A 20,769-nucleotide genomic window follows, 5' to 3' on the forward strand; every position below is an offset into this window, starting at 1 on the left:
GCAAACCGGTTGTGGGTCGCCGAGGGACGAAGCGCTAGCCTTTTGCTTACTTTTGGGCAATGCCAAAAGTAAGGGCAAGCCCGGCAGGGCGCGGCAGTAATGAGCATATGTTGAGAATATAAGCAATCTGTGATTGCGCGCAGAAGAAAAGGATGAAAATAATCGAACGTTTTTACATTACAGCAATAACTTTAACTGCTGATCGGCATTATATAATTGTTCTCAAAGAAGCCTTAAAAAAAGAAAAGGAACCTGTCTTTCAGATTCCCTTTCCTGTATGTATCCGGTTTTAATTCACATAAGCTAAAACCTGGTTCTTTTGCACTTTAGCCCCTTGTTTGGTTTCTATTTGTATAATTTTTCCCGAAGCCAGAGCTTTTACTTCTTCTATGCCGTAGTATGTTTGCAAGAAGCAGATGGTATCGCCTTCTTTCACTTCTGTTCCTATAACCGGAGCAGTAGATACATCATCTACATCTACCTGCCAGATAACCTGACCGCTTACTGTAGCCTGAACAGGTTTTGAGTCCGGATACTTAGCTTGTATGGCTGCCGCGTCAAATGCCGGAACTTCCACTACCTGACGGGTGACAATGATTGGCGCGCCCGCTTTTTCTTTTTCTTTTTCAAGGTCGGCATTGAAGCGTTCTTTAGCCAATCCCGATTTGTAGTCGCGATATTGACGGTCGTGCATAGCCAATTCGAACAACTCTTCATCGTCCTGACCATAATCCCAACCATTGTCATCCATTTCTTTACGGTATGTATCAAGGGCATCCGGATACTCATCCTGGGGATTATCAGTATAAAATTCAAGATTTTTAGACTTGGCCAGTTCAATGATCTCGTCATCCAGTTTGCCCGGAAGTGTCCCTGTCTTGCCAAGTATCATGTTCCAGCTGTCTTTGTCTATGTTTGAGAAGCGAGGTTGTCCCTGAGCCAAAGCAAAGATATTCATCAACGCGATATTCTTCACATATTGGCTGAATGGTGTCACCAATGGCGGATAACCAAGTTTAGGCCAAATATATTCTACTTCTTCGAACAACTGAACTACCAGGTCGTTCAACGAAACTTCTGCTTTGCCGTTGTTACGAAGAGCCATATTAATAGCAGGATGCATCCCTCTGAGGTCAGACATCATCGATCCCATCATACCGCCGGGAAGTCCGCACCCAACAAGCAGCGAAGACATTCTGAAGTTTGAAGGGTCCATAAAGTATCCCAAGAAGTCGTCTATGAAGCCTTGTGTCATCGCGCGAGCCTCCATATAGGCATTCATATTGATGTCAGGAACAGAAAATCCTGCATCTTTCAACATGGCCTGAATGGTGATCACGTCCGGATGGATCATACCCCACGATACAGGTTCCATGGCAACATCGATATATTCTGCTCCCGCGCGGGCAACTTCAAGCATAGAAGCTACAGAAAATCCCGGGCCCGAGTGTCCGTGATATTCGATAGGAATATTCGGGTGACGGTCTTTCAGGGCTTTCACCAGTCTGCCAAGAAAAGCAGGACGACCGATTCCGGCCATATCTTTCAAGCAGATTTCGTCTGCTCCGAAGTCCACCAGTTTGTCGGCAAAATCAACATAGTAGTCCACTGTATGCAATGGCGAGTGAGTAATACAAAGAGCAGTCTGAGAAATCATCCCGGCTTCTTTAGCATACTTTACAGATAACTCCAGGTTGCGGGGATCGTTCAATCCGTCGAACGAACGCGAAATGTCTGTTCCCTGCGCTTTTTTCACTTTAAACATCAGGCGGCGGACATCTTTTGGCACAGGATACATACGCAAAGCGTTCAGTCCGCGCTCCAGCATGTGCGTTTGGATGCCTGCCTTGTTGAAGGCCGCAGTCCATGCCCGTACCGACTTGTTCGGATTTTCTCCATAGAGTAAGTTAACTTGCTCGAAAGCACCCCCGTTAGTTTCTACACGGGCAAAACAACCCATATCGATAATCACAGGCGCGATTTGTTTTAGTTGATCGACGCGTGGCTGGTATTTTCCCGATGATTGCCACATGTCACGATAAAGAAGGCTAAATTTAATTTCTCTTCCCATAGCTTTTTTTAGGTATTATACTGAAAAGAGCGGCATAGGGGACACTATACGCACTCAAAAATAATTAATTCAAATATCTGTATATCAATCTCTCAATTGCCTCACAAATTTAGTTTTTTATATCCGAATAAAAGAATAAAACGGATACTAAAATTATCAATTTGTCATTAAAAATTTGTAATAATCCGATTTTCTCACAAGGTTTCTTAATTATTGCACAGACATAAGGAAAATGCGCAATCTTTTTGATTTTTAATAGACCGGAGGTTTGCTACTTAGAGTTGGCAAATTGGCATAAAAAATGCCGCGTAATCGCAGGAGTAATCGCGGCACTATATTTTTATTGAAATTTATCTTTTCACTCCTTATAATAAATATGTTTCACCCTGTTCGAAATAGAGGTGAATATTTCGTACGGAATTGTATTGATTTGTTTTGCCAGATCTTTAACAGACGGGCTTTCTCCGAAGATAGTGACCACATCACCTTCTTTAACATCTACGCCTGTTATATCAACCATCGTTAAATCCATGCAGATATTACCGACAATAGGTACCATATGCCCGTTTACAAGCACACTACCCACTCCGTTACCGAACTGACGACTGATACCATCGGCATATCCGATACGGATGGTGGCAATAGTCGCATCCTTGTCGAAATGCCCCTTACGCCCATAACCCACCGTTTCTCCGGCTTTGATATGCTTTATTTGCAGGACGGTGGTTTTCAGCGTACACACATTACGCAACCCTTCCTGCCCACTGGCGCTGACACCATAGAGGCTTATTCCCAGACGCACCATATCCATCTGCTCCTCCGGAAAACGTTCTATGCCTGCCGAGTTGAGGATATGTTTCATTACCGGATAATGACAGTGCCCTTCAATTTCTCCGGCTATCTTTTTGAATGTTTTTATCTGCTCTAAAGTGAAATCGTCGAAATTCCAACTTTCGCTCGCCGCCAGGTGAGAAAATATGGATTGTATGCGCACGCCTGTCTGGGTTTTAATACGATCCATCAACTCAGGAATATCCTCTCCGGTGAAACCCAGACGGTGCATACCCGTATCTATTTTCAGATGGATAGGGTAGTTAGTAATGCCTTGCAACTTAGCTTCTTTGATAAAGGCGTCGAGAATACGGAAGTTGTACACTTCGGGTTCGAGGGAATAGGTAGCCAGTTCTTCAAATCCTCCGACTTCAGAATTCAGCACAATGACAGGTACTTTTATTCCCTGCTTACGCAAAAAGACTCCTTCTTCGGCAACAGCAACAGCCAGATAATCGCACTTGTGATATTGCAATGTTTTGGCGACTTCCACCGAACCTGTGCCATAGCCATCGGCTTTGACCATACAGATCATCTTTGTTTTCGGATCGAGCTTTGACCTGTAAAACTTATAATTGTGGACGATGGCATCCAAGTCAATATCGAGAACCGTTTCATGTGTTTTCTCTTCGAGCAACCGGTTAATGCTTTCGAAAGAAAAACTGCGGGCACCCTTCAAGAGGATAAACATATCGCGGAAGTCGTGCCACATGTTAGAATGTATAAAAGCGTCCGTAGTGTCGAAAAAATGACTTTCTATCCCTTTAAACATTTCCTTATGAACCGAAATTTCTTTTCCGACACCGATCAGCAAATCTATCTTCTTATTTATCATCAAATTCGACGCCAGATAATATAATTCTTTCGGCGCCAGTCCCGACTGGGGAATATCGGATATGATCAGGACTTTCTTCTGTTCGCGGTCGGTTGCCCGCTGGGCCAAAAAGTCCAACGCGATATTCAGGGAATTTATATCAGAATTGTAAGAATCGTTTATCAATGTCGAATTATTCTTACCTTGACGAACGTCGAGCCGCATAGCTACGGGTTCCAGCTCTGCCATTCTCTTATTCAGTTCCGAAAGAGGGGTTCGCAAATAAAAAGCCGCCGCCAGCACTTGAATGGCATTTTCGACAGACGCGCTGTCTGTAAATGGGATCGTAACCTCCGACGCCATTCCCAACATAGTATAATGTATGGTAGTCGATTTTTCGTGTTTTCGCACCTTCATTATATGTAAAGGGCTATCATCAGCCCCTTTACGCGACCACGTCAAACGCTTATGAGATAAGCAGGCTATCTCCATGCACTCGTCTATCAGCTTATTTTCTTCTTCGCAAATAATCACATCGCAATGGATAAACAACTCCAGTTTTTCCAGGCATTTTTGTTTCATCGATTTGAAGCCTTCCTGATGTGCCTGTCCGATATTGGTAAATATACCGATAGACGGACGGATAATGCCTTCCAGTTTAGACATTTCCTCCGGTTGAGAAATACCGGCCTCAAATATACCAAGCTGCGTGTGACCGTTCATCTGCCATACAGACAAGGGTACGCCTATCTGAGAGTTATAGCTCCGGGGTGAATGGGTGACATTAAAATCCTGATGAAGAATCTGATAGAGCCATTCCTTTACCACTGTTTTGCCATTACTGCCCGTTATACCGATCACAGGGACATCGAACCGTTTACGGTGATGTGCCGCCAAACGCTGCAAAGCCGCCAATGTATTGGTGACAACAAGAAAATTGGCATCATGGTACTCTTCCCATTCGGGAAGCAATTTGCTTACAACAAAATTACGAACACCGAGCTCGTATAGTTCATTTATATATTTATGTCCATCATTATTCTTTGTAGACAGGGCAAAAAATAATGTTTCGTCAGGGAAAAATACCTGACGGCTGTCCGTGAGCAATATACTTATCGAGGCTTCATTGAAGCCGGAAGGTATAGCATCCAGAATTTTAGCTATTTCTTGTATCGAATATTTCATTGTAGGGGGTTCTCCAATCCGGTTATATACGGTTTATTATGTCCGAAATTTCATCTTCACAACAAATGTATGGATATTTCTCGTCGAATGCTTTAAGCTTTAACAAAGTTTGCCTTAAAAAAAGCTTATATTCCTCACTATCAATATTAAGTGGTCGATGATTGAGTGCGGAAAATATTTTTCGCCACTCCTCTATTATAGTATGAGTCTCTTTAAACATATAGGTTTCCGCAAGCCGTTCCCATATATATCTGACCGCGACGGAATTTGGATGCACCATATCTTCGTTATAGAAACGGTAGTCACGCAGTTCATCCAGAACGATCTCGTAAGAAGGAAAATAATGCAGAGACCGATCTGATCTACATAACTCGTCGACGGCCAAAAGAAGAACGGATTTACTCAACTGATTATCATGCGCGCCGTCTTTCAAGTGCCTGATAGGACTTACCGTAAAAATGACTTGCAACAAAGGATTTATTTCTTTCAATCGTTTCAATAAACTGCTCCAATCCTCAACAATATCTTCTATACCCAGCCTGTACCTATCGAAACGGTCGGCGGGAAGCTTATGGCAATTCCCTGCAACTTTACCTGAGTCTTTATTCCGGAAAACGTATGCCGTGCCGAAGGTTATGAACAAGATATCAGCTTGTCGAAGATCGTGGTGCGCTTGCTCAAGTCTACGGTTTATTTGCTCTAAACATATTTCTTTATCAAAATGAGAAAAAGAACTGTGATGGGAAAAGCTATGATAGAGCCCTTTGTATTCGAAAATATCGTCGGCGCCAAACTTCTGCTCATCTGTAAGTAATTGTAATGCCTGACTGATCGATTGGGGATTATACAGAACACCAAATGGATTGAGGTTTACATTAAACTTATTGTCGATAAGCAATCGCCCTATATTTTCAATAAAACATGAGCCGAACATCAGAATCCGGCTTTTATGTGATATATCTAAACCCGGTTTGGGAATGTCTGTTTTTGTTCTAAAGTCCATTTACATTAGAATTTAAAAATTTAAGGATTTAAAGATTTAAGGATTTAAGGATTTAAAAAATTAAAAATTATTGACTACCGACTACTGACTACTGACTACTGACTACTGACTACTAACTACTAACTACTCCCTATATTTTCTTTCCAGCCAGATCTTTTCTTTTTATCACCGGAACATCTTTTTCGTTAATGAAAAGTACAGGGAAATACCCCTCGTCGAGGCTCCACCCGGCATTCTGTTTAACAACATCCTTCTTGGCATATGCTCTGACATATATGCCCGAATCACTCTCTTTGTGATGTATCAGTACTGCCTTTTTGTAAAACGACTCTTTATTCTCCGACAGGATTTCATGCAAAGAAATATTCTGAGCCAGATTGGTTATATAATATTTATCCTGCCTGCGGGTATTATTCACAAAAACAGCATACAAAATATCTTTCTTCTCCCCGATAGTTGCCGCCAGGCAAACATGAAACGCTCCGGGAACAACCATCGCGGCTTTTTGCAAATGCTTTTTCATTGCTTTCAGCCAGATAGTACCTACGGCAAACAACAGTACATAAGGAATAGCATACAGTGAGTAGAGTTTATCATACCGGAAAAGATACAACAAACCTGCCAGACCAATAAACAGAATAAGAACAGGCGGGAGCATCGAGAGATTTTTCCACCACAAAGTTTTATTTAAATAGCTCCGTTTAAAGTTGTAATCTTTTTCAAGGACAGCATAATCATTCGGCTTCATATTCATTGATTTGTTTAAGGGCAAAGTTATAAACGATTTTCAGAATATTGGCTTTTCCGACTTTCATAATAATGTTTAATTAGAAAATATTAAAGATAGAACCTGTTTAAATTTTATTCGTTCCGAAAATGAACGAATAAAGAGCTATAATAAAATGTTTTGGTAAAATTTAAACAGGCTCTTAGTTATCATAAAAAAACTCCCACTTTTGGCGAATACATACACAAGCGGGAGTTCAGGTTAATCTTTTTCTCATAATGTCATCGTTTTTCTACTCTGATCGTTTCAATTAGACCATCCAGAAGGTCTGGAAGAGGTATTGGAGGATAACCATTTTCTTTTGCTGTTTTAACCCAATTATTTAACGCTTGATTCGCTTCGTTGCCAACAATAGCGACAGCAACTTCATAATATCCTGTTTCCATTGGCTCGCCGAGATATACAGCACAAACCCATTCTGAATTTTTCAGAGTTCGCTCTGCGATTCCCTGAGGATACCATCCATCAAAGCCTTCTAAATGAGCAAAAACCCATACATGCCCATTAACTGGCACATTAACAGCTTTACCTCTCATCGAAACCGGACGAGTAGTAATTTGTGATCCATCTTTATGGGAAGTAAAGCTTAATTCGCGCTTCTGACCATAAACAAAACTTAACGAAAATATCGCTAAAAACGATAAACACAACAATTTCTTTTTCATAGTTTTAGTAGTTTAGTGATTTAAAGAACTCATCATAATGATTAAACTGCGTTTTAGAATCTGTATAGCCCTTGATAGAATCGATCAATGCTTTACTCTTTTGTGATTCAGTAAGCAATTCGTAAGCCTGCCTCATTTTATTCAAAGCCTCTGTTATTGTTTTTCCCTCCAAATCACGCGCTTTCTCAACTAGTTTTGTTATTTCTTTATTTTTTATTGGCAGTGTTGTTTCTGTGATATTGGGCAGAGATTTAGATTTCAGCGTATCTTCCTCTTGAATAGATGTTTGTGATTCAGTCTCTTTTGCTTCTTTATTCAAAATAGTCAACGCGCAAATGGTTATTGCAATCAATATGACGGATATCGCTAGCAAAACTCTCTTTTTCTTGAAGTCTTTTCCCCATATAAACGTGATTATTGTCGTTATGCTCACAACAATAGCAAATATGCCTGAAATATATGTAATGACAGAGCTAGAACCTTCAAAAAAATCGGCGACCATTATTTATTTATTATACAAAAACTTACAAGTTTGATTAATAACCGCAATGTAATGTTTTTCATTGGATTTACCTCTTCTCCGTCCCTGTTTTTTCTTTCTCCAAAAAATTCAATCCTAAAAAAATAAAAACATCTACCCGAAAAAAGCATTATACTGTCAGAAAAGAATTAATTTTACTGTTAATTATCAGAAGTATTCCCTATTATACTCTTTTTGACATATCAGCATGGAAATCAATTACCACCCATATAATCAGGACGGACTGACCTATTCAAAATTCAAAAGACTGATGAGAGATTTGGAAACAACTCTCTCTGCCGGAGAATTGAATAATCTGAAACCTGTGGTAAAAAAGGCTTTATCGGAAGGAGTATATAGCAATGATGAGAAAATAGGAAGCATTACCGATCTTACCGTCAGCACCTGCATCATACTGATAGAAGAACTAGGCATGAAAAGCGCCTCTATTATATCCCTTATTTTGTATCGTCCGGTTATTTATAAGTCTACGACAATAGAGGATATAAAAAAACTATTCGGCAACGATGTTGCGGATATCGTATCAGGATTGATAAAGGTAAACACACTGGAAACCAACGAATCGGCTATAGCTTCGGACAATTACATCAAACTACTGATGTCGCTGGCCGAAGATATGCGGGTAATCCTGATCAAGATAGCCAGCCGCCTTCATAAATTCAGATGTGCCGAAAGCTACAGCGAAGCATTCCGTTTGCAACTGGCTGTGGAAGTGTCGTACCTCTATACTCCCCTGGCTCATAAACTGGGACTTTACAATATTAAAACAGAGTTCGAAGACCTCTACTTAAAATACACCGACAGGGAATCTTACGAATACATTCAAGATAAGATCAGCGAAAGTAAAGCGTCGCGTGATAAATATATCGCCGAATTCATCGCTCCTATCGATGGTAAATTAAAAGAAACAGGATTGAAGTACAGCATTAAAGGACGTGTAAAATCGATTTCATCAATCAATAACAAACTGAAAAAACAGAAAATCGATTTCGAATATATATACGACCTGTTTGCTATACGCATTGTGCTTGATTCGGATCAGGAAAAGGAAAAAGCAGAATGCTGGCAAGCCTATTCCATTGTTACGGATATGTACACCCCAAATCCGAAAAGACTGAAAGACTGGCTTTCAATCCCCAAAAGCAATGGCTACGAGTCGTTGCACATTACCGTAATGGGGCCCGAATCGCGCTGGGTAGAAGTGCAGATACGTACCCGCCGCATGGATGAAATCGCCGAACGTGGACTTGCTGCTCACTGGAAGTACAAAGGCGTGAAGAGCCAATCCAAAATGGACGACTGGCTCACAGGTTTGCGCGAAATGCTGGAAAATAAAAATCTGGGATCAGAAGAAAAACTCGAAAATTTTAAGCTCGATCTATACGACGACGAAATATACGTATTTACTCCGAAAGGCGACCTGCACAAATTACCAAATGGAGCTACGGTTCTCGATTTCGCCTTCTCTATCCATTCGCGGGTGGGATCGACATGCGTATCCGGGAAAATAAACGGGCGTAATGTCTCTATACGCCACAAACTGAAAAACGGAGACCAGATAGACATTCTTACATCGCCAAACCAATCTCCTAAACAAGACTGGCTGAATGTGGTTGTCACCTCTAAGGCTAAAAACAAGATTCGCCAAAGCCTGAAGGAGGAAGCCAATAAGCAGGTGGAAATCGCAAAAGAGCTGCTCAAACGCCGTGTAAAGAACCGGAAAATAGAGATCAACGAATCCATCATGATGCGTTTGATCAAGAAGCTTGGTTTTAAAACGATTACAGACTTCTATATAAAAATAGCAGAAGGAACGCTCGATGTAAATTCAGTAATAGACCAATATTTAGATCTGGAGAAGAAAGAGAGCGACCAGCACGAGAAACACGAAGCTATCAGCGCGGAGAATTATATTCCGCTCAATATGGATGCTGTAACGGAAACTTCGAAAGAGGAGTTGATACTTGATCAAAACCTGACCGGAGTGGATTACAAATTGGCTAAATGTTGCAATCCTATTTACGGGGATGAAATATTCGGATTTGTATCGTCGCAGGGAATTAAGATTCACAGAAAGAACTGTCCGAACGCGAACGATATGATTTCCCGCTTTGCTTACAGGCTGATACCCGCCAAATGGTCGGGTAAATCGGGATCGACATATACAGTCACTTTGCGTGTAATAGGGAACGATGACATAGGAATAATCAATAACCTGACCTCGATTATCTCGAAAGAAAACGGAATAAACATGCGCTCGATAAGCATCGACTCCATCGATGGATTATTTCAGGGAAACATATCGGTTATGCTAAACAATACCGATATGCTCAACGGACTGGTCAAGAAGCTGAAAACGGTAAAAGGAGTAAAGGAAGTCAGCAGAATAAGTTGATTATCAAAAGCGTTCAATCCCTTTCGTCATTTTATGCTGTGCGCAATCACAGATTGCTTATATTCTCAACATATTCTCATTACTGCCTTGTCTGGCTTTAGCTACGCCGTTAGCTTATAGCCTTTGCCGCTTCGCGCCATTGTTGACTGTTGACTGATAACTGTTGACTGTTATTGTCGCTTCGCGCCATTTGCTAATTTGCTAATTTGCTAATCTGCTAATTTTCAAATTATCCCCCTTCGGGGAGGGCTGGGGTGGGGCTACTTGGCATAAATTACTCTGTTTAAGTATTTTTTTATTAAAAAAGTATTTAAAATAGAACTAAAATAGTTACTTTGCTGCCCTTATGACTGCAAATAGTAAAATACAGCTATGGCCTTCGGCCGGCATAAGTGGAAAAATGCGAGAAAAAAACACAACTTCTTTCACTATTTTTCTTCCTGAAAATTTGGAAGTTAGCTGTATTTTGTTACACACACACACACACACACACACACACAATCCGGCACGCACGCGTAACACGCACGCGTAACGTAATTTACATATTTATTTCGAAAAAACAATACAGGGCATATTCTGTTTTCATGCGGAATATGCCCTGTATTGTTTTTTTCAGGGAAAAGATAAAATTAAAAATCTATTCTTCATTTTTAAAGTGGATTGCTTCGGACTATCGCCCTAGCAATGACGTGATAATAAAATATTGCAGATGGAGCATATAATTTTTTATTCGATATAAACGTTATTTTTTTTATTATACTTACAAAACAATTATGGAACGAAAAACTTTAAAACTGTTAGCAGTCATAAGCGCGTTATGCCTTATGGCTTTGCAACTGCAAGCCCAGGTAACCATCGGTTCGGGTATAGAACCCCGACGCGCGGCTTTACTCGACTTGAAAACGCAGCAGGGCTCTGCGAGTATCACTACCGTTGCGGATCCCGACAATATGACTTCCAACAAAGGCGGCCTGCTGCTGCCCCGCGTAAGCCTGACAGACATCTTCAAGCTCGACCCCTTAATGACTGACGCGGAAGTAACCGCGGAAGAAGCGGCAGCCCCTGGTTTTAAGCTCCGCCTTGCCGGGTTGATGGTGTATAATATCAACGACAACTCCACGACCCTTTACCCTGCTGTTTATACATGGAACGGGATGGGATGGGTTACTTCACAACTTAACACGGCTGTATCGTCCATTGTAAGTCAACCCGAGAAATTCAGCTTTTACGAGACGGGAGCGGAATATGGGACTGTTAAGCAGCTAAAATTTGAAGTGAGCGGGCCGGGTACATGGACGTACCAGTGGTACCAGATAACGGGCTCTAATATGCATGTCCGTATCGGTAAGCCTGTGGGAGAGCCGGGAACGATCTATCCCAATACTACAGACGCGGAGACTGACGGGTCAACGGGGGAGTACTTTACTCCGAATGCAGTCCTCAAACATTTTACCCACACCTATGCCGACAACAACGGTTTTTACAGATTCTATTGCATCGCCCAAAACGACCGCAACGAGGAATTGATCTCCGACATAGCCGAAGTAGCCGTGGGATGCGGCGCGAAGACCAATACCGGGGAATGGCTCTCCTTTATGTGCTTTAACCTGGGGGCTACCAAGCTGACTATTGCCGACCAAAGAGATCAACCTTTTAGCCCGAATGCCTTCCTTCATACTGAAAATCCAGATGAACAAGATATTTACGGTTCCCTTTTCCAGTGGGGCCGTATCGCCGACAACCATGAATTACGCGCCTCTGCCTCTGCTACGGCGCCTGTAACTCTTGGCGATATCGTTAACGGTTCTCTCTGTTCCGCATATGACTCTCGTCCTTACCAACAGATAATGACCAGTTCCTCTTGGTATGGTAGATTTATTTATGGCGCTGAAAACTGGACACCTGTCGATCAAGGTACAGCCGATCAGTTGTGGCGTAACGGCGTTTTTTTAGCGAATGACCCTTGCTCCCATTATGACTCGAACCTTACTTATCATGAGTTCTGGTATACAGGCGCCGACAACCCCACCCTCCCTATTAATCCCGCTAATCCCATTACTGCCGCTTGTGGCGAATCGAATTCAGGGTGGCGCACCCCTTCGCAGGAAGAATGGGGAGAGCTGTTCAGAGGCGGTACTCAGCCGGGTTCTCCCGCAACAGCCACTGCCAATACCTGGGAATGGAACAGCGCTAACGGCCGCGGTTACGAAATCAAACCTGACGGCAATATCACAACCCTCTTTTTGCCCGCGAGTGGCACCCGGAGCATCGTCGCCGCCGAAAATGGCCAGTTCTACAATCAGGGCTTGGAAGGCGCCTACTGGAGTGTCCGCATTAACGGTACTCTCTCGTATAGCCTGAACTTCGACAAGAATAACGTGAATCCTGCCACCGGCAGTTACCGTGCCAACGCCTTTGCGTTGCGTTGCATCAAGAATTGATAATCTGATGGCCCCACCCCGGCCCTCCTCGAAAGGGAGGGAGTTTTCCGTCATTGGTAGGGCGATAGCCCGAAGCAATCCAGTTAGGGGTTGAACACCCCTGCGGCGTTCGTTTTATCTATAATAGACAATTTGACAATTAGCGAATTAGCAAATTTGAAACAACGTTCAACGGAACGAAGTGTAGTTAAAATGTGAAAATGAGTGTGGAGTTTGCATAGTACATGACAAAAAATATTACAAAATCTTATATTGCCCTTACAGGGCGCGGTTTCAGGGGATTTCGTTTTCCCACCCAAGGCGTTGCCATTGGGCTATATTATGTAGCCCCTTCAGGGCATCAAGGAAAGAAACAGGCTGAAAGCCTGATATATTCCAGCCCGGGGGTAACACCCCGGTGAGATGACAGACTAGGGAATCGTGCCCTGTAAGGGCAACATAATAAGTCTTTTAAATGTATGTAAAATATTTTTTGTCATGTACTATGGGAGTTTGTTACTTTTTAGTTAAAAAGTTACGAGTAGACGAGATACAAGGTACAAGTTGTTGACTGTTGACTGACTACTGACTACTGACTACTAACTACTAACTACTAACTACTAACTACTAACTACTGACTACTAACTACTGTTCACTGTAGAAGTTTGTTACTTTTTTTTGAAAACGAAAAGCAGGAGTCTAAATTTTGACGCGTTTTCCCTTAATACTTAATAAACAGATAAAAATTATGAGAACAATAATAAACAGATTCAAAGGACTTTTACCGGTAGCCATGCTGCTTTTTCCCGTCCATTGCCTGCAAGCCCAGATAACCATTGGTTCGGGTATAGAATCCCAGAAGGCGGCTTTGCTCGACCTGAAAACCCGTCAGGGCACGGCGGCTATCACTGCCGTTACGGATCCCGACAATGTCAGTTCCGACAAAGGCTTGCTGCTTCCCCGCGTACAACTGGAAAACATCAGTACCCTCGAGCCTTTTATACCGGATGACGATCCTGACTTTATAGCCAATACCGGCAACCTGAAAGAGCGCCTTGCCGGGTTGATGGTGTATAATATTACCCTTGACGGTACGATTTACCCTGCCGTTTATACATGGAACGGGGCGCAGTGGCGTACTTCACAGGCTAATGCGGCTGTACCGTTCTACATTGAAAAAGATGGGCAACCCAAAAAATTCGCCTTCTACGAGACGGGAGAGCCGACGACGATTATGTCGCCTCTTGAATTTCGCGTTGTCGGGCCTGGTGACTGGACGTACCGGTGGTACCAGGTAACGAGCCATAATATGCATGTCCGTATCGCTAAGCCTGTGGGAGAGCCGGGGACTGTATCGGGCACAGGAGCTGACTCGAACTCCTTTATCCCTTCCGGAGTCCTTAAAGGCACTACCCGCGATGCCAACAACGCGGGATTCTACCGGTTTTATTGTGTTGCCGAAAGTTCATTAGGCGCGCATCTGGAATCGGATATTGCCGAAGTAGCCGTGGGTTGCGGCGCGAAGAACTCTGCCGGGGAATGGCTCTCCTTTATGTGCCTTAACCTGGGGGCTACCAAGCTGACTATTGGAGACCAACAAAATTATCCTGTCAATCTTACTGAACCTTCGGACTGTCAAGCACTTTACGGTTCCCTTTTCCAGTGGGGCCGTATTGCTGACGGCCATGAATTACGCTCCGCCACTGGAGTAAACAAATTTTGGCACCATGACGTAATTGCGGTGCCGCCTGTTCAGGATCCATTAACGGGTGTTTATTATAACGAGATAAAGATTAGCGATATCATTAGCGGTCAATTGTGTCCCTCATCCGGCATACCTTCTCCTTACTACCAGGTAGATCCAAACGGTGCCTGGCATGGTCTGTTTATTTGGGGATATGAAGACTGGACACCTGCCGGTCAGTCTCAGACTGCATCCGATCTGTTGTGGCGTACCGGGCGTTTTATCCAGAATGACCCTTGCGCCCATTATAAAACGGACGGTACTTATCAGGCGTTCTGGGCAACAGGGCCTGGAAGCGACGCTTGTACCGACGCGGGTACAGCGTGGCGCACCCCTACGCAGGAAGAATGGGGAGAGCTGTACAAAGGCGGTACTCATTCGGGTTCTCCCGCGACAGCCACTGCCAATACCTGGGTATGGAACAGCTCTGGCATTAACGGCGGTTACGAAATCAAGCCTGACGGCGTTAATACAACCCTCTTTTTGCCTGCGAGTGGCCTGCGGGACACAAGCTCAGATTCATTCGGATACCAAGGCTCGCAAGGCCAATACTGGAGTGTCGGCATTGTCGGTAAAAGTGGTGCGCACGCCCTGTCCTTCAACAACGAGGGCGTGGATCCTGCCGACGCTAAGGTCCGCTCGTCCGGCTTCGCGTTACGTTGCATCAAGGATTTATAATAAACGCTATTAATTATACTTCGGTATGTACAAAATTATCAGGCTTTTTAGTATACTATTACTGTTTCCGGCAATATCCCTTGCCCAGTCCGTATCCATCCGGTTACCCTGGTACGCCGGACGGGACTATTATTTCTGCCTGCTGGAAGGCGCTAAGCAGGACACCATCGCGAGAGGGGAACTGGACGCCGGAGGCCGGGCGTCTGTCACCCTGCCCCGAAACTACCGGGGAGTGGGACGCTTCTCTGTCAGGGAATATGGCAGGATATGGAATATCGTTATCAACGGCAATGAACAGTCCGGCCTGAGCGAGCCGGATGCAATGGTGGCAGAAACTACATTCGACGGTTCGCCGGAGAACAATTACCTGCTCAATACCCTTGCCCGGCAAAACAAAATCATAAAAGAATACGCCGAAGTTTCAAGCCGTCGGCAAAACCAAAGCCCGTCCTATGTGCTGGCTCCGCCCGAACAGCGTATGCAGGTGCTGGATAATGAGTATAAGGCTTTTAGAAAGGAGATAAATGACAGCCCTTTGTATGCCGCCCGCATAGTGGAGATACTGAATTGCCTTTCGGGAACAGGCAGTTCTTTCAACGTGCCGCCGGATGGCATATTGGAAGAACAGCGGGAGTTTATCGCCCGTATGGTCGATTTCAACGACCTGTACACCAGCGGTTTCTGGCAACAGGTACTGGAAACATGGGTACAAACTTCGACCAACGACAGCCTGCTGCTCAGCGATACCCGCCATATGATCGACAGGTGCGGCAACGATATACATATCCGCAGGGAAGTAACGCAGGCTATTATCCGCCTGTTCATCAAATATGCAAAGGACAGCCTGTTGGCAGAGCTGGGTACGGAATATCTGACCATGCCCCTAAACGGGCAACCCGCACCGGAGATTGTCGCAGGCGACAGTTCTATTGTTCCCAAACTCAGCTTGATTGTCTTTTATGAGACGGGTTGCGGCAACTGCCATTATGAGTTGGAGGAGTTGAAAAGTAAGTATAAGCTGTTGACAGATAACAATATCCGGGTTATCTCCATAGCGGCGGATGCGGACAGGGCTGTTTTCGAAGAAACGGCAACGGGCTTACCCTGGGCAGACAAGCTATGCGACTTCAAAGGCTTCGACGGAGCCAACTTCCGCAACTACGGGATAGTAGGTACTCCTACATTTATCCTGACCGACGGGGACGGTATTGTCCGTGGACGGTATGCCCAGCTGAAAGAATTGCTGAAAGAATGAGACTGTTTATTGTAAACCATCCGGCTTCATCTTTTCAACTGATATTGACGATCTTCATAGTGTCTGATGCAATCATATATTCTTCGTCGGTAGGTACTACCATCACAGTAACCTTGGAGTCGGGAGTGCTAATAACCGCTTCGTCTCCGTGTATTTCCAGATTCTTGGCTGTGTCGATCTTAATGCCCATAAATTCGAGATCTTTACACACCTGCTCTCTTACAAGGTCTACATTTTCTCCGATACCTCCGGTAAACATAAGAATATCTACACCACCTAAAGCTGCGGCGTATGCCCCTATATACTTTTTGATACGATAAATGAATATATCCAAAGCTAATTTAGCTCTCTCGTTTCCGGTAGCTATTGCAGCACGCAGTTCACGCATGTCGGACGATACACCCGAGACTCCCAATAACCCACTATGCTTGTTTACCAAAGTAGATATTGCTTGTGTGCCGATGTTTTCCTTTTCCATAATGTATGAAACGATGCCGGCATCAACATCACCCGAGCGGGTTCCCATCAGCAAGCCTTCCACCGGAGTCATACCCATAGATGTATCGATGGATTTTCCATCTTTTATGGCGGCTAATGATCCCCCATTACCTATATGGGCTGTAATGATGCGTTGTTTCTCGTATGGTACACCCAGCGATTCGCAACCTTTGCGGGATACGTAACGATGGCTTGTCCCGTGGAATCCGTATCTGCGGATGCCGTATTTCTCATATAAAGAATATGGAAGCCCGTACATATATGCTTCAGACGGCATAGTCTGATGAAATGCGGTATCGAATACCCCTACCTGGGGGATATTACCCATCAACTCCTTTACGGCATATATACCTGCTAAGTTAGGTGGATTGTGCAGAGGTGCAAGATCGATACACTCCTCCATTTTGGTTATTACTTCGTCGGTAATAAATACACTGCTGTTGAATTTTTCTCCTCCGTGCACAACGCGGTGCCCAACGGCATCTAATTCGCCGAGCGACTCGATACACCCGTATTTCGGGCTTGTCAATACGCCCAGTATATATTCTATACCTGCCTGATGCTCCAGAATTTCTCCTTCGAGGGCGACTTTATCTCCGTTTGGAAGCGGGAATTTAAGGAAAGAACCTTTGAGACCTATTTTCTCAACAACTCCCTGTGCCAGTACTTCCTTGCTTTCCATATCGAAAAGCTTATATTTGATAGATGAACTTCCACAGTTCAATACTAATATTTTCATGCTGTTAAATTAAATCGTTAGGGCCTATTATTTTTCCTGCTTCATTATACACATAGAATCCTCTTCCTTCAGATAGTCCGAGTTGTTTAGAGCGATATAGTTTCAGCAGTACCGGGGTTGCCTTGTACTTCTTATCGCCATATTCGTTGAACATGTCTTCCATCAGCATAACCAGCTTTTCGATACCTATAATGTCGGCCATCTCGAAAATCCCGTAACGTTGTCCGTAGATAATGGTAAATTCCTTGTCTATATCTTCTATGGTAGCGATGTTTTCCATCCATATCTGACATGCCTCATTAAGCATGATGATCATCAGGCGGAAGCTGACAAGTCCACTGCTTTCGTGTACCAGTATAGCCGTATGTTTGATCATTTTGGCGAAATGGAAAATCTTATTGATCGCTTCTTTTGATGTAAATGTTCCGCTTACGACTTCCAACAAACGTGCATCGGTATGCGAAATAGGGAAGTGAAGGCAAATACAGCGTTCTTTATATTTCAGGTCAGCGGCCAGTTCGCTTATGATTACTGTCGTTGCATTGGTAGCTATAATGGCATCGGGAGCCAATACCTGTTCCAGGTTGCGGAAAACTTCTTTACGAAGTTCTATGCTGCGCTCACCGGCCATATCGTAACGAATACATTCTATTACGAAGTCGCAGTTTTTCAGGTCTTCATAGTCGAGAGTCCCTTTAATGCGACCCATTGTAGCCCGTTTTTCACCTTGAGTCAGACCCCAGTTTTCGATTTTTGTATCCAGCTTGTTTTCTATATCGTTCAGGGCAATTTGTATCCTTTCTTCCGATACTTCTACGAATACAACTTCAATGCCCGAAAGGGCGGTTAGGCTAACGATATGACGCCCGTCGCGTCCGCATCCGACAACGCCTATTTTAGAAAAGAGAGATCTTTTCTTATGCTTTGTACTTAACCCATATTCTTCAATAGGTTCAATGATTTCTGCCATATATATTATTAATTTATCACCCCACCCAACCTCCCCAAAGGGGAGGGGCTGCAAAGCCATGACAAGCATACTGATAGATATACACTATATTTGTTGTAGCTTCGCTTACTACTCTCCTTTGGAGTAGGGCTGTTAAGTTCTCCACTTTATTCTGTTATTCTCTGCTGTCATCCTGAGTGGAACGAAGGATCTCCTTCGATTAAGAAGATGTTTCACTCCGTTCAACATGACAAAGAGGATATAAGGATTCAGAACTTAACAACCCCTCCCCTTTGGGGAGGTTGGGTGGGGTGCTCGTTAATTCTTTTTAGCCGCAATTGCCTGATTGGCCGCTATAGCCACCATATTATAAATGTCACTTACCGAGCATCCGCGAGAAAGGTCGTTGACCGGCGCGGCCATTCCTTGCAATATCGGACCCACGGCTTCTGCTCCGCCAAGGCGTTGTACCAGTTTGTAGGCAATATTTCCTACTTCCAGCGAAGGGAATACAAGGACGTTTGCTTTTCCAGCGACTTTACTATCCGGAGCTTTTTGTTTCCCTACCGATGGCACTAAAGCCGCATCAGCTTGCAATTCCCCGTCAATATTTAGTGAAGGGTCTATTTTTTGTGCCAATTGTGTCGCTTCTATAACTTTATCTATCATTGGGTGTTTTGCGCTGCCTTTTGTAGAGAAGCTTAGAATAGCCACCTGAGGTTCTTCGCCGACAAGGGCACGTGCGGTGTGACCTGTCGCTACAGCTATTTCTGCCAATTGCGCGGCCGTAGGGTCGGGAGTTACGGCACAGTCTGCAACCACAAGCAGTCCGTCATTTCCGTATTCTTTTTGCGAGGTGAACATAAGGAATGCTCCTGAAACCACACTTATGCCCGGAGCTGTTTTAATGATTTGCAGAGCCGGACGAAGTACATCTCCTGTTGTATTTTGCGCTCCGGCGATTTCGCCGTCCGCATCTCCGTTTTTAATCATAAGGCAGCCGATGTACAACGGGTCTTCCGCTAATTTCGCAGCCTGTTCGATGGTCATGCCTTTGGCTTTTCTCAGGTCGAAAAGGAGATTGGTATAAGTTTCTTTTTTCTCGTAATTCTGGGGGTCGATGATGGTCGCTTTGTCTATGTTGCTAAGGTTTAGTTTTGCAGCCAGATCTTTTACTTGTGTTGGGTTTCCTACAAGGATAATATCTGCTACTCCGTCTTCGATAAGGCTATCGGCGGCGGTAATGGTTCTTTCTTCCGTGCCTTCGGGTAAAACAATGCGTTGTTTGTTTGCTTTAGCCCTTTCTACAATTTGTTTTATTAAATCCATGATTATTTGATGTTTTAGTTGTATTTCTTATTTAATAAGGGCTAAGAGCCTGTTTAAATTTCCCCTTTTATTAGACGGCACAAATGTAGTAAAAATGTAAACTAGAGTTTGCATTTTTGATCAAAAAATAACAAGGAAATGTGAAATAACTAAAAAGAGGTATTCCCTTTTTAGCTTTGTCGGTTTCTTAGTCCTGTGGTTTTCCTCTGCCGCTATTCCGACAGCCCCGAGAATACAGGGGGTTAAGTATTTCCGTTATGCGAATCAGTAGTCAAAGAAGTTATCACTCGTTTCACTCATTAGTAGTCAAGGAGTTATATAAACGAAGTCTGATTTTCTTTTTAACTTCCAAGTTGCTAAGCAACTGATAACTACTTGACTACTTTAACTACTGATTGACGTTAGTTAATAATACGTAAATTTAAACCTTTTTTATTAAATAGCAAAGCTTTTGTTGTAAAAGATTTAGAAAATGTAGCCTCCTTTAGTTCCCCCGAAGGGGAAAAAGCCTCCCCGATAACTCCCTCCCTTTCGGGGAGGGCTGGGGTGGGGCTGTTGATGGTACTGACTACCGACTACTCATGACGGTCTCGCCTTTTTTATTTGTTCAGAATACGCAAGGATATTTAACAAATTGATTAACTATTCGGGGTATTGAGTTAAACAAATTTAAACTGTTAAAATTTGACCCTGAATAGTTTGGAATATATTTCAATACCCCTTATCTTTGTAATGTGTTTTTCATAGTATTAGATTTAAGGTTAACAATGAAGATTGGTTGTCGTGAGACAACCATTCCTATTTTAAGCCCTTACGTATAAATAATCATTGAAATTCAGCAATACACAAACTTGATGTATTCGTC

At 43.4% G+C, this 20,769-nt stretch carries 14 protein-coding genes; 5 read left to right on the top strand and 9 right to left on the bottom strand.

The window, feature by feature from the left end:
- Window positions 1-289: 289 nt before the first annotated feature.
- The 6 genes from ACYPZI_RS00005 to ACYPZI_RS00030 all read right to left on the bottom strand — a co-directional run bounded on the left by ACYPZI_RS00005 (window position 290) and on the right by ACYPZI_RS00030 (window position 7,858).
- A complete protein-coding gene (locus ACYPZI_RS00005; RefSeq protein ID WP_459597354.1) occupies window positions 290-2,071 on the bottom strand; it encodes a biotin/lipoyl-containing protein in 1,782 nt (593 codons plus the stop codon).
- 358 nt (window positions 2,072-2,429) lie between these two features.
- Window positions 2,430-4,901 (bottom strand): bifunctional UDP-N-acetylmuramoyl-tripeptide:D-alanyl-D-alanine ligase/alanine racemase, encoded by a 2,472-nt coding sequence (locus ACYPZI_RS00010; RefSeq protein WP_459597356.1) that lies wholly within the window; start codon window positions 4,899-4,901, stop codon window positions 2,430-2,432.
- 22 nt (window positions 4,902-4,923) lie between these two features.
- On the bottom strand, window positions 4,924-5,904 hold the full coding sequence (locus ACYPZI_RS00015; protein ID WP_459597358.1) for a GSCFA domain-containing protein: 981 nt from the start codon (window positions 5,902-5,904) through the stop codon (window positions 4,924-4,926).
- A 130-nt stretch (window positions 5,905-6,034) separates the two neighbouring features.
- On the bottom strand, window positions 6,035-6,652 hold the full coding sequence (locus ACYPZI_RS00020; protein WP_459597360.1) for a hypothetical protein: 618 nt from the start codon (window positions 6,650-6,652) through the stop codon (window positions 6,035-6,037).
- 260 nt (window positions 6,653-6,912) lie between these two features.
- Window positions 6,913-7,356, bottom strand: coding sequence for a hypothetical protein (locus tag ACYPZI_RS00025; protein WP_459597362.1), 444 nt, complete (start codon window positions 7,354-7,356; stop codon window positions 6,913-6,915).
- A gap of 4 nt (window positions 7,357-7,360) precedes the next feature.
- Window positions 7,361-7,858: a hypothetical protein gene (locus ACYPZI_RS00030; RefSeq protein ID WP_459597364.1), complete on the bottom strand. Its 498-nt coding sequence runs from the start codon at window positions 7,856-7,858 to the stop codon at window positions 7,361-7,363.
- Window positions 7,859-8,084: 226 nt separating this feature from the next.
- Between ACYPZI_RS00030 and ACYPZI_RS00035 the strand changes: the two genes are divergently transcribed.
- The 5 genes from ACYPZI_RS00035 (at window position 8,085) to ACYPZI_RS00055 (ending at window position 16,389) form a co-directional block, all read left to right on the top strand.
- Window positions 8,085-10,292: a RelA/SpoT family protein gene (locus ACYPZI_RS00035; protein WP_459597366.1), complete on the top strand. Its 2,208-nt coding sequence runs from the start codon at window positions 8,085-8,087 to the stop codon at window positions 10,290-10,292.
- Between the two features lie 773 nt (window positions 10,293-11,065).
- Window positions 11,066-12,733 (top strand): fibrobacter succinogenes major paralogous domain-containing protein, encoded by a 1,668-nt coding sequence (locus ACYPZI_RS00040; RefSeq protein WP_459597368.1) that lies wholly within the window; start codon window positions 11,066-11,068, stop codon window positions 12,731-12,733.
- 224 nt (window positions 12,734-12,957) lie between these two features.
- Window positions 12,958-13,134 carry a hypothetical protein gene (locus ACYPZI_RS00045; protein ID WP_459597370.1) on the top strand — a complete coding sequence of 59 codons (177 nt, stop codon included), beginning with the start codon at window positions 12,958-12,960 and terminating at the stop codon, window positions 13,132-13,134.
- A 326-nt stretch (window positions 13,135-13,460) separates the two neighbouring features.
- Window positions 13,461-15,134 (top strand): fibrobacter succinogenes major paralogous domain-containing protein, encoded by a 1,674-nt coding sequence (locus ACYPZI_RS00050; protein ID WP_459597372.1) that lies wholly within the window; start codon window positions 13,461-13,463, stop codon window positions 15,132-15,134.
- A 25-nt stretch (window positions 15,135-15,159) separates the two neighbouring features.
- On the top strand, window positions 15,160-16,389 hold the full coding sequence (locus ACYPZI_RS00055; protein WP_459597374.1) for a TlpA family protein disulfide reductase: 1,230 nt from the start codon (window positions 15,160-15,162) through the stop codon (window positions 16,387-16,389).
- Window positions 16,390-16,423: 34 nt separating this feature from the next.
- On the opposite strand, the gene ACYPZI_RS00060 is transcribed toward ACYPZI_RS00055, so the two are convergent.
- The 3 genes from ACYPZI_RS00060 to pta form a co-directional block, all read right to left on the bottom strand.
- Window positions 16,424-17,626, bottom strand: coding sequence for an acetate kinase (locus ACYPZI_RS00060; protein WP_459597376.1), 1,203 nt, complete (start codon window positions 17,624-17,626; stop codon window positions 16,424-16,426).
- A 4-nt stretch (window positions 17,627-17,630) separates the two neighbouring features.
- Window positions 17,631-18,596 carry a 3-hydroxyacyl-CoA dehydrogenase family protein gene (locus tag ACYPZI_RS00065; RefSeq protein ID WP_459597378.1) on the bottom strand — a complete coding sequence of 322 codons (966 nt, stop codon included), beginning with the start codon at window positions 18,594-18,596 and terminating at the stop codon, window positions 17,631-17,633.
- 297 nt (window positions 18,597-18,893) lie between these two features.
- Entirely contained in the window at window positions 18,894-19,904 is a 1,011-nt protein-coding gene (pta, locus tag ACYPZI_RS00070) for a phosphate acetyltransferase (protein WP_459597380.1), read from the bottom strand.
- Between the last annotated feature and the right edge of the window lie 865 nt (window positions 19,905-20,769).

It is taken from the genome of Dysgonomonas reticulitermitis, from assembly GCF_054601275.1.

Excerpts from the sequence above, each read along its gene's own strand:
- ACYPZI_RS00005 (WP_459597354.1), bottom strand. The coding sequence starts at position 2,071 with ATGGGAAGAGAAATTAAATTTAGCCTTCTTTATCGTGACATGTGGCAA.
- ACYPZI_RS00010 (WP_459597356.1), bottom strand. The coding sequence starts at position 4,901 with ATGAAATATTCGATACAAGAAATAGCTAAAATTCTGGATGCTATACCT.
- ACYPZI_RS00015 (WP_459597358.1), bottom strand. The coding sequence starts at position 5,904 with ATGGACTTTAGAACAAAAACAGACATTCCCAAACCGGGTTTAGATATA.
- ACYPZI_RS00020 (WP_459597360.1), bottom strand. The coding sequence starts at position 6,652 with ATGAAGCCGAATGATTATGCTGTCCTTGAAAAAGATTACAACTTTAAA.
- ACYPZI_RS00025 (WP_459597362.1), bottom strand. The coding sequence starts at position 7,356 with ATGAAAAAGAAATTGTTGTGTTTATCGTTTTTAGCGATATTTTCGTTA.
- ACYPZI_RS00030 (WP_459597364.1), bottom strand. The coding sequence starts at position 7,858 with ATGGTCGCCGATTTTTTTGAAGGTTCTAGCTCTGTCATTACATATATT.
- ACYPZI_RS00035 (WP_459597366.1), top strand. The coding sequence starts at position 8,085 with ATGGAAATCAATTACCACCCATATAATCAGGACGGACTGACCTATTCA.
- ACYPZI_RS00040 (WP_459597368.1), top strand. The coding sequence starts at position 11,066 with ATGGAACGAAAAACTTTAAAACTGTTAGCAGTCATAAGCGCGTTATGC.
- ACYPZI_RS00045 (WP_459597370.1), top strand. The coding sequence starts at position 12,958 with ATGACAAAAAATATTACAAAATCTTATATTGCCCTTACAGGGCGCGGT.
- ACYPZI_RS00050 (WP_459597372.1), top strand. The coding sequence starts at position 13,461 with ATGAGAACAATAATAAACAGATTCAAAGGACTTTTACCGGTAGCCATG.
- ACYPZI_RS00055 (WP_459597374.1), top strand. The coding sequence starts at position 15,160 with ATGTACAAAATTATCAGGCTTTTTAGTATACTATTACTGTTTCCGGCA.
- ACYPZI_RS00060 (WP_459597376.1), bottom strand. The coding sequence starts at position 17,626 with ATGAAAATATTAGTATTGAACTGTGGAAGTTCATCTATCAAATATAAG.
- ACYPZI_RS00065 (WP_459597378.1), bottom strand. The coding sequence starts at position 18,596 with ATGGCAGAAATCATTGAACCTATTGAAGAATATGGGTTAAGTACAAAG.
- pta (WP_459597380.1), bottom strand. The coding sequence starts at position 19,904 with ATGGATTTAATAAAACAAATTGTAGAAAGGGCTAAAGCAAACAAACAA.